Source organism: Streptomyces sp. NPDC043853 (assembly GCF_056436025.1).
Genome location: NZ_JBWKDJ010000012.1, coordinates 26,713 through 40,577 on the forward strand (window position 1 = coordinate 26,713; position 13,865 = coordinate 40,577).

Sequence of the window (13,865 nt, forward strand, 5' to 3'; positions counted from 1 at the left end):
CGGATCGGACGCGCGTCAGCCCGCGGAGCGTGCCGCGGCCGAGTCGTACGCCTCCGTCAGCGTCCGCGCCCGCTTCACATCGTCGGCCATGGCGTCGAGCAGCCCCTCCAGGGAGTCGAACTTCGCCATGCCCCGCACGTACGCCAGGAAGTCCACGGTGACGTGCAGCCCGTACAGGTCCAGGCCCACCCGGTCGATCGCGTACGCCTCGACCGTCCGCTCGGTCGCGTCGAACTGCAGGTTCGTGCCGACCGAGATCGCCGCGGGCATGCGCTCGCCGTCCGCGGTCAGCCAGCCCGCGTACACCCCGTCGGCCGGGATCGCGGTGTGCGGCAGGGTCTCGACGTTCGCCGTCGGGTAGCCCAGCTCGCGGCCGCGCTGCGCGCCGCGCACGACGACCCCCTCGACCCGGTGCGGGCGGCCCAGGATCTCGGCCGCGCCCTCCACGTCGCCTTCGGCGACCAGCCGGCGCGCCAGCGTGGAGGAGAACGGCTCGCCGCCGCCCGCCTCCCCGCGCACCACCAGGTCGAGGATCTCGACCTGGTAGTCGTAGGTGGCGCCCAGCTCGGTCAGGAACCCGACGTTGCCGGCGGCCTTGTGGCCGAAACGGAAGTTCGGGCCCTCGATGACGCCGCGCGCGTGCAGCTTGTCGACCAGCACCTTCACGATGAAGTCGGCCGGGGACAGCTGCGAGAACTCCGGTGTGAACGGCAGGATCAGCAGCGCGTCCACGCCCAGCTCGGCCATCAGCTCGGCGCGCCGGTGGTGCGGGGCGAGCATCGCGGGGTGGCTGCCGGGGCGGACGACCTCGCTCGGGTGCGGGTCGAAGGTGACGACCACGGCCGGCACACCGAGCTGGCGGGCCCACTCCACGGCCCGCCCGATGATCAGCTGGTGTCCGCGGTGCACGCCGTCGTAGGAGCCGATGGTGACGACGCTGCGTCCCCAGTCCTGGGGGATGTCCTCCAAGCCACGCCAGCGCTGCACTGTGACCGCTCCTCGCCCGAACCCGTGTAGTGCGTAAGTGAAGATTGCAGATCTAAGACTGCCATGCCGCCGGGCGGGGCCCCGCATCGGTATCGGGACAACACCTCGGGACGGCACCGGCGGGGTCCCGGCCGGGGACGGGCTCCGGGACCGGCCGGGCCCCGGTACCCAGGTTCTCGACGGTGTGCCGGCCGCTCGGGCCCAGCAGCGAGGACGCCTCGTGCGGCTCCTCTCGGAGCCAGCGGGCGATCAGCCGTCCGAAGGGCGGGAGTTCACGGGACAGGGAGACGGTCCGCCGTTCGAACTCGGCCGCGCCGCCGGGCACGACGAGCAGCCGGCGCCCGGTACGCCGCACCAGCTCGCGGGTTCGGCGCTCGCCGCGTTCGACGGTGGCCCGGGCGACCGCGCCGAGCAGTTCGCCCAGTACGGCCGGGTCCGTCTCGGTTCCGAGGAACAGGTCGAGCAGCTCTCCGCGCAGCGCCGTCGTGGCTGGTGCGCCGGCCGCGCCGAGCACCCCGGCGAGGGCCGCCCGGACCGGCCGCTCGCCGCGGAGCAGCCCGTCGGTGAGCCGGCGGAGCGCGTCGGCGGCGACCGGCCCCCGCTCCAGCACGCGGTCGACGTACGCCGCCGCGTGCGGGGCGTCCCCGGGGTGCCGTTCGGCGTGCTCGCGTACGAGGACGGCGGCGCGGGCGGCGGCCGCGGGCGAGGTCAGCCCGGCCAGGGCCGGCAGCACCTGCCCGCCGGTGCGGGCCCGCAGGGCGTCGAGCACCGCCTCGGCCCGGCCGGGCAGTGCGTCGGCGGCGGCCACCAGCGCGCCCGGGGGCACGCCGGGGCAGGTCAGCGCACGGGACACGTGCGCCTCCCGGGTCTCCGGGTCGAGGAGCAGCATGCCGAGGGCGGGGCCGTGCAGGCCGGTCTCCCCGGTACGGTCGAGCAGGGCGAGGGCGGCGCGGCGGAGCAGGACGCGGTCGGCTCCGTCCGCTGCCGCGGCGGCGGCCGGACCGTACGCGGCGGCCGCGACCCGGCGCTCCGGGCGGGGGTCCCGGGCCCAGCGGTCCACGGCCCTGGCCATCACGGCGGGCTCCTCCTCGGCCAGGACGGCGAGCAGCTCGTCGGCGCGCGGGTGCGCGGCGCAGACGAGCGCCTCGGTGAGCCCGTCGGGCGCGAGCCGGCGGTGGGTGTGCAGCAGCGCCTGGGCGGCGGCGGCCACGGTGGCACCGGGCCGGCCGCGCAGCCGCCGGTCGTCGCCGAACCAGTCGCAGAGCAGGGGCTGTACGCCCTGCGGGTCCCTGCGCAGTCTCCGCGCGGTCGCGTCCAGACACCCCGGTTCGGCGGGGAGCACTCGGCGGAGGAGGTCCATCCGCTCGGGTTCCGGCAGCCGAAGCCGGCTCCAGAACCGGGCGTCGAACCCGTTCCCAGGCCCCTCGTCGCCCTCGCACCGGTCGGACCCGGAGCCGGTACCGGTGTGGGTGTGGGTGTGGGAGACGTACTCGGCCAGCGCGTGCAGCAGATCGAGAGAGGGAAGCGCATCGGGCAGGCGCAGCAGCGTCCCGCGCACCAGCCGCGCGGCCCACCAGGCCCGCTCGTCGCCGGTGCCGCCGCCCCCGGGTCCCCCGGCGCGTCCGGACGGGGGGTACAGCGACCGGAGCAGGGTGCCGAGGTGCTCGGCCCGGGCCGCCGGGGGCAGCAGGAGGAGGGCCTCCTGGACGGGTCCGATGCGGTGCCGCGGTACGGGAGGGCCGGTGCGGAGCAGCGTGTCGAGGGCAGCGGGGAGGTCGAGGTGAGTGGCCATCAGCCAGTCGGCGAACTCCTCGTCGGCGAAGCGGTGACCGGCGCCGGCCGGAACGAAGAGGCCCTCGGCGAGGACGGCCTCCGCCCAGCCGGAGTCGGTCGGGAAGAGGGCGCCGAAGGCGGCCTCGTGCAGGACGCCCTGTCCGGGGCCGAGGCAGCGGCACGCGGCCTCGTGCACCCGTCCGGCGACGCGGATCGCCAGCCGGCCCACGGCCCGGCCGGGGGCGTCGCCCCGGAGCCGGGTCGCCACGCGCAGGCACACGAGGTCGAGGTACGCCTGGAACACCTCGGCGCGCCCGGGCCGCCCGGACGTGACCCCGGCCTCCCGCACCTCGGCCAGCATCCGCAGGGTGAGCGGGTGCCGGCTGTCCGTCGCGCGCAGGGCACCGGCGGGAATCCGGTACCGGTCCCGGGCACGTTCCGCCTCGGCGGCGGTGAGGTCGTCGAGCGGGTGGGTGAGGGCGCTCCCGTCCGGGTGGAGGGCCGCGACCCGCTCCCAGTACTCGGGCCGGGTGGCCAGGACCAGCCGCACCCGGTGCCGGCGGAGCCAGGCGGTCGTGGCGGCGGTCCACTCGTCGAGCCGGCGGGCGAGCCGGGGCGGCATCTCCTCGGGCGCGTCGAGCAGGACGACGAGCCCGCGCCCGGCGCCGTCCGCCACCCGGGCGATCTCCTCGACCCCGGCCGCGGCCCCGCCCTCGCCCCCGCCCTCGCCGTAGCCCCCGGCCCCGGCCCCGCGCCGCGGTGACAGGCCACGGCCGAGTGCTTCGGCCAGCGAGGTGTCCGACGGCAGGAGGTCCGCGCCGCGGAGGTGGATCACGGGTGCCGGGTGCGGCTCCCGGGACCGGCGGCCGGCCAGCGCCGCGAGCTCCGTGCTGCGGCCCGTACCCGGGTCGCCGACCAGGGCGAACACGACGGCGGGCGAAGCCAGGAAGGCGTCGATCGCGCCCACCACCGCCGCCCGCGCCACCGGCTCGGGGCCCGCCGGGCGGGCGGGGCGCCGCGGTCGGCTCGTGAGGCGGAGGGCCGCGGCCAGGTTGAGGTCGGGGCCGTAGCCGGGGGCGGTTTCCGCGTTGCGGGCCAGGAGGGCCGCCAGGGGGCCGTGCGGGTCGGCCGCGGCGGCGGACCGCAGGGGGATCGCGAAACCGCCCGAACGGTGCTCCGCGTGCAGGGCGGTGCCCAGGACCGCGAGCACCGCTCCGGTCTCGGCGTCCAGGACGGGCCCGCCGCTCGCCTCGCCGCCGGTGCGCAGCGCGTCCATGCCGTCGGTGCCGATGGCCAGCTCCAGCGCGGTGCCGAGCCGGTGGGTGCCGTCCGCCGTGCGGCAGAGGACCTCTGCTTCCGCCAGGACCCGGGCCTGCCGCCGGCCCCGCGCGTACAGCCGTACGTACGTCCCGGCGGGGACCCGCTCCCGTACGGTCACCGCGAGCGGTGCCACCCCGAGCCCGACCGCCTCCGCCGTCCGTACGAGGGCCAGCCCCGCCTCCGCCAGGAGGGTGATCGCGTCCGGGCCGGCCGTGCAGGTGCGGCCGTCGGGGCCGCGCAGCACGAGCCGGTCCAGGCCGGCCACGACCTCGTGGGCGGTGATCAGCGTGCCGCGGTCGTCGGCCACGAAGCCGGTGCCCCGCGGCCGGCCCCCCGGATCGCAGATCCTGACCAGCGGTTCTGCCCGGTCCTCCGTGACCTTCATTGCACGACCGTAGGTCGGTGAAGATCACCTCGGGAAGCGTGTGCGCCGAACGCGCCCCCCTGTGCTCCCTCCATTCACTCCGAGCGCCTGCTCGTGCGAGTGAATACGCGGCTCCAGATGGATAGAGACCTACAGCGAGGGGGGTCGTGGAGCGGTGAGCAGCAGTCCTGCCTCGGCGGACCACATGCGCTCACCGCTCCACGTCAATCGGGGCTCCAGGTCAATCGGAGCTTCCCGTCCATCGGGGCCCCACCTCGATCGATGGCGACGCGAGGCGCCCTACGCGAAGACCGCCAGGGACTTCGCCTTGCCGGACTTGCTCTCCACCAGGCCGAGCAGCCGGCCCTCCGGGCCGAACACCGCCACCGTCCTGCCCGGCTCGTACTCGTCCGGCATGTCCAGCCGCACCCCGTTGCCGAGCAGCGACGCGCGCCGCGCGTCCAGGTCCCAGCGGGGGAACGCCGCGGCCGCGGCCTCGGCGATCGGCATCACGGTCAGCTCCTCCTGGAGCTGGTCCAGGGTGCGCGCCTTGTCCAGCTTGTACGGGCCGACCCGGGTGCGCCGCAGCGCGGTCAGGTGGCCGCCGACACCGAGGTCGGCGCCGAGGTCGCGGGCCAGTGCCCGGATGTACGTACCGCTGGAACAGACCACGGAGACGACCAGGTCGATCACCGGGGTGCCGTCCTCGGCGGTGGCCTCGCGCATGTCGTAGACCCGGAAGGACGAGACGGTGACCGGACGGGCCGGGATCTCGAACTCCTCGCCCTCGCGGGCGCGCTTGTAGGACCGCACGCCGTTGATCTTGATGGCGCTGACCTTCGACGGGACCTGCATGATCTCGCCGGTCAGTTTGCGGATGCCCTCGTCCACGTCCTCGCGACGGACCCCGGAGGCGTCCGTCGACGAGGTGAGGTCGCCCTCGGCGTCATCGGTCAGCGTGTTCTGGCCGAGCCGGATGGTGCCGAGGTACTCCTTCTCGGTCAGCGCGAGGTGCCCGAGGAGCTTGGTCGCCTTCTCGACGCCCAGGACGAGGACGCCCGTGGCCATCGGGTCGAGGGTGCCGGCGTGGCCGACCCGGCGGGTCTTGGCCATGCCGCGCATCTTGGCGACCACGTCGTGCGAAGTGAAGCCGGACGGCTTGTCGACGATGACAAGGCCGTCCGGCGTGGTGGGTACGTGCTTGCTCATTCGGCCGCGTCGTCCTCGTCCTGCTTCTTGTACGGGTCGGCCTCGCCGGCGTACGTGGCGCCCGAGGACGCCTGGCGCACCTCTTCGTCGGAGGCGCGCGCCCGGTCGAGGAGGTCCTCGATGGTACGGGCGTTCTCCGGCAGGGCGTCGGCGACGAAGGTCAGGGTGGGCGTGAACTTGATGCCCGCCGCCTGGCCGACCGCCGAGCGCAGGATGCCCTTGGCGCTCTCCAGGCCCTTCGCCGCGGCCGCCCGCTCCTCGTCGTCCCCGTAGACCGTGTAGAAGACCGTGGCCTCCCGCAGGTCGCCGGTGACCCGGGTGTCGGTGATCGTCACGTGCGTACCGAGGCGCGGGTCCTTGATTCCACGCTGCAGCTTCTGGGCGACCACCTCCCGGATGAGGTCTGCCAGCTTCTTCGCCCGCGCGTTGTCGGCCACTGGTCCGTCTCCTTCATTTCTTTGCAGGCAAGCTGCAGGTCAAGCAATCAATCAGTCTTCATCACCGTGGAGGCGCCGTCGTACGGACAGCAGCTCCACTTCCGGACGTGCCGCGACCAGCCGCTCGCAGCGGTCGAGCACGTCCGACAGGAATCCGGGGTCCCCGGACACCATCGCGACCCCTATCCGGGTCCTGCGGTGGAGGTCCTGGTCGCCCACCTCCGCCGCGCTCACCGAGAACTTGCGCTGGAGCTCGGCGACGATGGGCCGGACAACGGAGCGTTTCTCCTTCAGCGAATGCACATCGCCGAGGAGCAGGTCGAAGGACAGAGTCCCCACGTACATGCGGTGCCGGATGTCCCGCCGGTTCGGGTTCGGTGGCCTGCCGGCCGTCGCTCGGCAGGAACACCAGAACCGTACACGCAACGGCCGGGGCCGATCGACGGAAATTCCGCCGACCGGCCCCGGTCACGACACAGGTCGTGAGACAGTCGCGATCGCTGCGCGTCAGACGCGCGGCTTCTCGCGCATCTCGTACGTCGCGATGACGTCGTCGATCTTGATGTCGTTGAAGTTTCCGAGGTTGATACCGCCCTCGAAGCCTTCGCGGATCTCGGTGACGTCGTCCTTGAAGCGACGCAGGCCCGAGATGGTGAGGTTCTCCGCGACGACCTTGCCGTCGCGCAGCAGGCGCGCCTTGGTGTTGCGCTTGACCTCGCCCGACCGGACCAGGACACCGGCGATGTTGCCCAGCTTGGACGAGCGGAAGACCTCGCGGATCTCCGCCGTACCGAGCTCGACCTCTTCGTACTCCGGCTTGAGGAGACCCTTGAGGGCCGCCTCGATCTCCTCGATGGCCTGGTAGATCACCGAGTAGTACCGGACGTCGACGCCCTCGCGCTCCGCCATCTGCGCGGCACGGCCGGCCGCACGGACGTTGTAGCCGATGACGATGGCGTCGGAGCCCATCGCCAGGTCGATGTCGGACTCCGTGACCGCACCGACGCCGCGGTGCAGGACCCGGATGTCGACCTCTTCGCCGACGTCGAGCTGGAGCAGGGAGGACTCCAGGGCCTCGACCGCACCGGACGCGTCGCCCTTGATGATGAGGTTGAGTTCCTGGATCTGACCGGCCTTGAGCACCTTGTCGAGGTCCTCGAGGGAGACCCGGCGGACCCGCTTGGCGAAGTTGGCGTTGCGCTCGCGCGCCGCGCGCTTCTCGGCGATCTGGCGGGCCGTACGGTCCTCGTCGACGACCAGGAAGTTGTCGCCGGCACCCGGGACGTTGGTGAGACCCAGGACCAGGACGGGGGTCGACGGACCCGCTTCCTCGACGTTGTTGCCCTTGTCGTCGAGCATCGCGCGGACACGGCCGTACGCGTCGCCGACGACCATCGTGTCGCCGATGCGCAGCGTTCCGCGCTGGACCAGGACGGTCGAGACGGCACCGCGACCGCGGTCGAGGTGGGACTCGATCGCAATACCCTGCGCGTCCTGCTCCGGGTTGGCCCGCAGGTCGAGCGAGGCGTCGGCGGTGAGGACCACGGCCTCCAGCAGGGAGTCGATGTGCAGACCCTGCTTGGCGGAGATGTCGACGAACATGGTGTCGCCGCCGTACTCCTCGGCCACCAGGCCGTACTCGGTCAGCTGACCGCGCACCTTGACCGGGTCGGCGCCCTCGACGTCGATCTTGTTGACCGCGACCACGATCGGGACGTCCGCAGCCTTGGCGTGGTTGAGCGCCTCGATGGTCTGCGGCATGACGCCGTCGTTGGCCGCGACCACGAGGATCGCGATGTCGGTGGACTTGGCACCACGGGCACGCATGGCGGTGAACGCCTCGTGACCCGGGGTGTCGATGAAGGTGATGCGACGCTCTTCGTCGTTCACCTCGGTGGAGACCTGGTAGGCACCGATGTGCTGGGTGATGCCACCGGCCTCGCCCGCGACCACGTTGGTCTTGCGGATCGCGTCGAGGAGTCGGGTCTTACCGTGGTCGACGTGACCCATGACGGTCACGACCGGCGGACGCGCGACGAGGAACTCCTCGCCGCCCTCGTCCTCGCCGAACTCGATGTCGAAGGACTCGAGAAGCTCGCGGTCCTCCTCCTCCGGGCTGACGACCTGGACGGTGTAGTTCATCTCCTGGGCCAGCATCTCCAGCGTGTCGTCCGACACGGACTGGGTGGCCGTGACCATCTCGCCCAGGTTCATCATCACGGCGACGAGCGACGCCGGGTTGGCGTTGATCTTCTCCGCGAAGTCGGTGAGCGACGCACCGCGCGACAGGCGAATGGTCTCGCCGTTGCCGCGGGGCAGCATCACGCCGCCCACGGACGGGGCCTGCATGGCCTCGTACTCCTGGCGCCTCTGCCGCTTCGACTTGCGGCCGCGACGGGCCGGGCCGCCGGGACGGCCGAAGGCGCCCTGCGTGCCACCACGGCCGCCGGGGCCGCCGGGACGGCCGCCGAAGCCGCCGGGACGACCGCCGCCGCCACCCGCGGGACCGCCGCCGAAGCCGCCGCCACCACCGGGACGCGGGCCGCCGAAGCCGCCGCCGCCTGCCGGGCGGGAGCCCGGACCGGCCGGACGGCCGGCGAAGCCGGGACGACCGCCGCCGCCACCGGGACCGCCGGGACGACCGCCGCCGGGACCGCCGGGACGACCGCCGCCGCCGGGGCCCGGACGCGGGCCGGCAGCGGGACGCTGCGGCATCATGCCCGGGTTCGGACGGTTACCGCCCGGACCGGCGGGACGCGGGCCGCCCTGCGGGCGCGGCATGCCGGCCGGCGAGGGCCGCCCACCGGGCTGACCGCCCTGGCCGGGACCCTGCGGACGGGGACCGCCCTGACCGGCACCCTGCGGACGCGGGCCGCCCTGGCCGGCGCCGGGGGCACCCGGACGCGGGCCGCCCTGCGGGCGCGGAGCCTGCGGGCGGGCCATGCCGGTGGAGCCGCCGGACGTGAAGGGGTTGTTACCGGGACGCGGGCCGGCCGGACGGGCACCCGGACGCGGGGCCTGCGGAGCCTGCGGGCCACCCGGACGGGGGGCCTGGGCGCCGGGGGCACCACCCGGGCGCGGCGCGCCGGGACGGGCACCGGGCGCGGCGGGACGCTGCGCCGCCGGGCGCGGGCCCGGGGTCGCGGCGGGACGCGCCGGGGCGGCCGGAGCCGACGGCGGGGCCTGGAACTCGGCCGCGACCGGAGCCGGAGCCGCCGGAGCGGGCTTCGGGGCCGGAGCCTTGGGACCGGGACGCGGGCCGGGAGTGGCCGGGGTCACCGGGGCGCTGACGGACGGAGCCTCGGACGCGGCCGGCTTGGGGGCCGGGGCGCCGGGCTTCGGGGCAGCAGGACGTGCCGCGGCCGCCGGAGACGGCGCAGCGGGCTTCGCAGGCGTCGCCTTGCGGGGCGCACCGGGCTTCGCAGCGGTCTTGCCGGCACCGCCGGGACCCTGCAACGCGTCGGTCAGCTTGCGTACAACGGGCGCCTCGATCGTCGAGGACGCCGAACGGACGAATTCACCGAGTTCTTGGAGCTTGGCCATGACGACCTTGCTCTCAACTCCGAACTCCTTGGCGAGTTCGTATACCCGGACCTTAGCCACTTCGCTCCTTTTAGGTCCGGGTTACCGCCGGACCGTTGCTACTTCATGGGCGTACTCATCGCGTACTCATCGAGTGCTCATCGCAATCTCGACCTACTTCCAACTCGCGAGGTACCTGACCGCACGGGGTATCCGTGCCGTACTTCTCTTCTTACGGTGTCGCCTCGATGACCGTCCGCAGCGCGGAGGTCTCGAGAGTCCCCTGGACCCGGAGGGCCCGGGGGAACGCCCGGCGGCGTACCGCCTGGTCGAGGCAGACCACGGCAGGGTGCACGTAGGCACCCCGGCCGGGCAGCGTACCGCGATGGTCGGGCACACACTCGTCCCCTACCGCCACGATGCGCAGCAGATCGTTCTTGGCCGCTCGCTCCCGGCACCCCACGCAGGTGCGCTCAGGGCATGCGCGGGCATGCGTCCGGCCAGACACGTTCAGTCTACCTCCCCGTACCGACCTCACCCCTTCAGGCGAAAAATCGAACGGATGTCGTCCTCATTCAGGCCGCCGAACCGGCGCCTTCCTGTCTACCGGCCCGGAACCCGGACCGGTAGCGGTTTATTCCGCCGCGGGCTCGGTGTCGGGGCGGATGTCGATGCGCCAGCCGGTGAGCCGGGCGGCGAGGCGGGCGTTCTGCCCCTCCTTGCCGATGGCCAGCGACAGCTGGTAGTCGGGCACGGTCACCCGGGCGGACCGCGCGGCCAGGTCGACGATCTCCACCTTGCTCACCCGGGCGGGTGACAGGGCGTTCGCGACCATCTCCGCCGGGTCGTCCGACCAGTCGACGATGTCGATCTTCTCGCCGTGCAGCTCGGCCATCACGTTGCGCACCCGGCCGCCCATCGGGCCGATGCAGGCGCCCTTCGGGTTCAGGCCCGAACGGGTGGAACGCACCGCGATCTTGGTGCGGTGGCCGGCCTCCCGGGCGATCGCGGCGATCTCGACGCTGCCGTCGGCGATCTCCGGGACCTCCAGCGCGAACAGCTTCTTCACCAGGTTGGGGTGGGTGCGCGACAGGGTCACCGACGGACCCCGGACGCCCTTGGCGACCCGGACCACGTAAGTGCGCAGCCGCAGTCCGTGCGGGTACTCCTCGCCGGGGACCTGCTCCTGCACCGGCAGGATGGCCTCCAGCTTGCCGATGTCGACGAGGACGTTCTTGGGGTCCTTGCCCTGCTGGACGACGCCGGTGATGACATCGCCCTCGCGGCCGGCGAACTCGCCGAAGGTCAGGTCGTCCTCGGCGTCGCGCAGACGCTGGAGGATCACCTGCTTGGCGGTGGTGGCGGCGATCCGGCCGAAGCCCGACGGCGTGTCGTCGAACTCCTGGGCCTCCTGGCCCTCCTCCAGATCCTGCGGGTCTTCCTTCGCCCACACGACCACGTGCCCGTTGGTGCGGTCCAGCTCGACGCGGGCGCGCCGGTGGCTCCCCTCGGTCCGGTGGTAGGCGATGAGGAGGGCCGACTCGATCGCCTCGACGAGCAGGTCGAAGGAGATCTCCTTCTCCCGGACCAGACCCCGCAGGGCACTCATGTCGATGTCCACGGCTACGCCTCCTCTTCCTTCTTGTCCTTGCGGTTGAACTCGATCTCGACACGCGCCTTGGCGACGTCCGTGAAGGCGATGCGGCGGGAGGTGGCCTTGCGGCCCTTCACACCGGGGACCTCGAGATCCATGCCGTCCTCGTCCACGCCGAGGATGCGGGCGATCAATTCCCCGCCGTCTGCCAACTGGAACTTCACGAGGCGGCCGGTCGCCCGGACGTAGTGACGGTGCTCGCTGAGCGGGCGGTCCGCGCCCGGGGAGCTGACTTCGAGGACGTACTCGTCCTCGCCCATCGCGTCGGTCTCGTCGAGCCTGTCGGAGATCTCGCGGCTCAGCTCGGCGCAGGTGTCGAGCTCCACGCCCTCGTCGGAATCCACCACGATACGGAGCATCCGCCGCCGCCCGGCCCGGGAGATCTCGATCTCCTCCAGGTCCAGGTCCTTCGCGGCGACGAGCGGTTCCAGCAGTCCGCGCAGCCTGTCGCTCTGGGTGGTGCTCATCCGGGTGACTCCTCGGCCGCGTGTGCTGTTGTGGTTCCGTCGCGTGGATCGCGTGTCAGATCAAAGGGTATCCGGTCGCAGAGGGTGTTGCCGTCCGCCCCTTGGACCGTGCCCCCGGGTACCGTGATCACAGCCTGTCCCGGCTGCTCCCCGCCCCGCGCCCCCGAGGACTCCACCGTGCCCCTGATCCTGCCTTCGCGAAGAAGCCTGCTCACCGGCGCGGCCGGGGTGGCGGGCGCCGCGCTGCTCACCGGCTGCTCGGATTCCGGCGCGCGTCCCGGCGCACGCCCCGAGGTTCCACTCGATCGGCGGATGCGCGAGGCCGCCGTCCGTGACAGCCGGGGGCTGCTGGAGCGCTACGACGCCACCCTCGCGGCGCATCCGGCGCTGCGGGAGCGACTGGCCCCGCTGCGCGCGGCGGTCGCCGCCCACGCCGAGGCCTTCGCCCCGCAGGACGCGGGCGGGTCCACCGCGCCGGCCGCTCCCTCCGCACCCGCCTCTCCGGCGGCGGGCGCGCCGGCCGCTCCGGCCGTGCCGCAGAAGGCCGAGGAGGCCCTGGGCGCCCTGGCCGTCGCCGAGCGCTCGCTCGCCGAGGCCCGCACGATCACGCTCGCCGACGCCCCCGGGGAGCTGGCCCGGCTGCTGGCCTCGGTGGCGGCCTGCGGGATCGTCCACCACCACCTGCTGACCACCAACGGCAACCAGGGAGCCGCGGCATGAGCACCGACGTCCTCGCGGCGGCGCAGGCCGCCCTCGCCGCGGAGCACGCGGCCGCGTACGCCTACGGAGTGGTCGGCGCCCGCGCCGCCACCCGCACCGCCGAGGCCCGGGAGGCGTACGGCGCCCATCTCGCCCGGCGCGACGCCCTCGCCCGGACCGTGCGCGGGCTGGGCGGCGTACCCCGTGCGGCGGAGGCGGCGTACCGGCTGCCGTTCGACCTGCGCACCCCGGGAGACGCCGAGCGGCTGGCCGCCGAGATCGAGGACCGGGTGGCGGGCGCGTACTCCGACCTGGTGCGGGCGGCGAGCGGCCCGCTGCGCCGGGAGGCCGCCGACGCGCTGACCGCGGCGGCGGTCCGCGCGGCACGCTGGCGCGGCGGCGGCGTAGCCTTCCCTGGGCTGACCGAACGAGCGGGACCACCGCGATCGGCCCCGCACAGCTGAAAGGGACCACGCACGCATGGTTTTCGAACCGCCGGAGCGGCTTGTACGGGCGCTCGGCGAGCAGCCGGACACAGCACCGCAGCAGGAGTGGCTGGACCGGCTCCCCGGCCTCGTCGACGAGGCGCAGGCCCGACGCGGGGTGCAGGTGCAGCGGGTCCAGGCTCCCGGCGGCCGGAGCAGCGTGGTGCTCCTGGTCCGCTACCCCGACGGCACCCCGGCCGCGCTGAAGCTGGCCCCGCCGAGCGCCCGCCCGGACCTGGAGCTGGCCGCGCTGGCGCACTGGGCCGGGTTCGGGGCCGTGCGCCTGCTGGACACCTGGCACGGGGACGGCGGCCTGTTGCTGGAACGGCTGCAGCCGGAGGTGTCGCTGCGGTCCCTGCCGGAGGCGAAGGCGCTGCTGGAGGCGGCCGGGACGGTCCGGCGGCTGTGGGTGGCCCCGCCGGCGGAACACGGCTTCGAGACGGTGGCCGACCGTACCCAGCGCCAGTCCGCGGTGCTGAAGGAGGCCCCGGCGGAGCTGCGGGCCCTGGCCGATCTGGCCCTCTCGGTCCGGGACGAGCTGACGGCGCTGCCGCCGGAGGAAGTGCTCCTGCACGGCAACTTCCGGCAGGGCAAGGTGCTGGCCGGTGAGCGGGCGCCGTGGCTGACGGTCGGCCCGGAGCCGGTGGTCGGCGAGCGCGCCTACGACCTGGCCCGGCTGGTCCGGGACCGGCTGGAGGACCTGGTCGCCGCCTCCGCGGGGGCCGCGGGCGCGCGACGCCGGGTGAACAAGCTGGCGGACTCCCTGGAGGTGGACCGGGAGCGGCTGCGGGGCTGGTCCGTGTTCCGCGCGGTGGAGTCGGGTCTGCGGGCGCTGGCCGCCGGGCGGCACCGGGACTCCGAGCTGCTGCTGGAATTCGCGGCGTGGCTGTAGGGAATATCGTAACCAAGAGGACATAACACCCAGAACCAGCCGCTTGATCGGCCGGG

The 13,865-nt window shown here is 73.8% G+C and carries 12 protein-coding genes; 3 read left to right on the forward strand and 9 right to left on the reverse strand.

Annotated elements, in window-relative coordinates; translation table 11 throughout:
* Positions 1-15 precede the first annotated feature (15 nt).
* The 9 genes from AC067U_RS27335 to rimP form a co-directional block, all read right to left on the reverse strand.
* Complete coding sequence (locus AC067U_RS27335) at positions 16-987, reverse strand: bifunctional riboflavin kinase/FAD synthetase (RefSeq protein ID WP_478832441.1); 972 nt, start codon at positions 985-987, stop codon at positions 16-18.
* Positions 988-1,039: 52 nt separating this feature from the next.
* Positions 1,040-4,465, reverse strand: coding sequence for a trypsin-like peptidase domain-containing protein (locus AC067U_RS27340; protein ID WP_478832442.1), 3,426 nt, complete (start codon positions 4,463-4,465; stop codon positions 1,040-1,042).
* A 279-nt stretch (positions 4,466-4,744) separates the two neighbouring features.
* On the reverse strand, positions 4,745-5,653 hold the full coding sequence (gene truB / locus AC067U_RS27345; RefSeq protein WP_478832443.1) for a tRNA pseudouridine(55) synthase TruB: 909 nt from the start codon (positions 5,651-5,653) through the stop codon (positions 4,745-4,747).
* Positions 5,650-6,090 carry a 30S ribosome-binding factor RbfA gene (rbfA, locus tag AC067U_RS27350; protein WP_478832444.1) on the reverse strand — a complete coding sequence of 147 codons (441 nt, stop codon included), beginning with the start codon at positions 6,088-6,090 and terminating at the stop codon, positions 5,650-5,652. Before rbfA ends, truB begins: the two co-directional genes overlap by 4 nt.
* A 51-nt stretch (positions 6,091-6,141) precedes the next feature.
* Positions 6,142-6,435: a DUF503 domain-containing protein gene (locus AC067U_RS27355; protein ID WP_478832445.1), complete on the reverse strand. Its 294-nt coding sequence runs from the start codon at positions 6,433-6,435 to the stop codon at positions 6,142-6,144.
* Positions 6,436-6,597: 162 nt separating this feature from the next.
* Positions 6,598-9,693, reverse strand: a complete 3,096-nt coding sequence (gene infB, locus AC067U_RS27360; RefSeq protein ID WP_478832446.1) for a translation initiation factor IF-2 — start codon at positions 9,691-9,693, stop codon at positions 6,598-6,600.
* Positions 9,694-9,844: 151 nt separating this feature from the next.
* On the reverse strand, positions 9,845-10,120 hold the full coding sequence (locus AC067U_RS27365) for a YlxR family protein (RefSeq protein ID WP_478832447.1): 276 nt from the start codon (positions 10,118-10,120) through the stop codon (positions 9,845-9,847).
* Positions 10,121-10,246: 126 nt separating this feature from the next.
* Positions 10,247-11,233, reverse strand: a complete 987-nt coding sequence (gene nusA, locus AC067U_RS27370; RefSeq protein WP_478832448.1) for a transcription termination factor NusA — start codon at positions 11,231-11,233, stop codon at positions 10,247-10,249.
* 2 nt (positions 11,234-11,235) lie between these two features.
* The gene (gene rimP / locus AC067U_RS27375) at positions 11,236-11,733 is read right to left on the reverse strand and encodes a ribosome maturation factor RimP (RefSeq protein ID WP_478832449.1); all 498 of its coding nucleotides are present in this window, start codon (positions 11,731-11,733) and stop codon (positions 11,236-11,238) included.
* Between the two features lie 177 nt (positions 11,734-11,910).
* Here rimP and AC067U_RS27380 point away from each other — a divergent pair, with 177 nt between their 5' ends.
* The 3 genes from AC067U_RS27380 to AC067U_RS27390 are packed head-to-tail and all read left to right on the forward strand — an operon-like array spanning position 11,911 to position 13,809.
* On the forward strand, positions 11,911-12,453 hold the full coding sequence (locus tag AC067U_RS27380; protein ID WP_478832450.1) for a hypothetical protein: 543 nt from the start codon (positions 11,911-11,913) through the stop codon (positions 12,451-12,453).
* Positions 12,450-12,896: a DUF4439 domain-containing protein gene (locus tag AC067U_RS27385; protein ID WP_478832451.1), complete on the forward strand. Its 447-nt coding sequence runs from the start codon at positions 12,450-12,452 to the stop codon at positions 12,894-12,896. The genes AC067U_RS27380 and AC067U_RS27385 overlap by 4 nt, the downstream gene beginning before the upstream one ends.
* 16 nt (positions 12,897-12,912) lie before the next feature.
* Positions 12,913-13,809, forward strand: a complete 897-nt coding sequence (locus AC067U_RS27390; protein WP_478832452.1) for an aminoglycoside phosphotransferase family protein — start codon at positions 12,913-12,915, stop codon at positions 13,807-13,809.
* The last annotated feature ends 56 nt before the right edge of the window (positions 13,810-13,865 follow it).

Coding starts and splice junctions, on each gene's coding strand:
- AC067U_RS27340 (WP_478832442.1), bottom strand. CDS start 4,465: ATGAAGGTCACGGAGGACCGGGCAGAACCGCTGGTCAGGATCTGCGAT.
- truB (WP_478832443.1), bottom strand. CDS start 5,653: ATGAGCAAGCACGTACCCACCACGCCGGACGGCCTTGTCATCGTCGAC.
- AC067U_RS27355 (WP_478832445.1), bottom strand. CDS start 6,435: ATGTACGTGGGGACTCTGTCCTTCGACCTGCTCCTCGGCGATGTGCAT.
- rimP (WP_478832449.1), bottom strand. CDS start 11,733: ATGAGCACCACCCAGAGCGACAGGCTGCGCGGACTGCTGGAACCGCTC.
- AC067U_RS27385 (WP_478832451.1), top strand. CDS start 12,450: ATGAGCACCGACGTCCTCGCGGCGGCGCAGGCCGCCCTCGCCGCGGAG.
- AC067U_RS27390 (WP_478832452.1), top strand. CDS start 12,913: ATGGTTTTCGAACCGCCGGAGCGGCTTGTACGGGCGCTCGGCGAGCAG.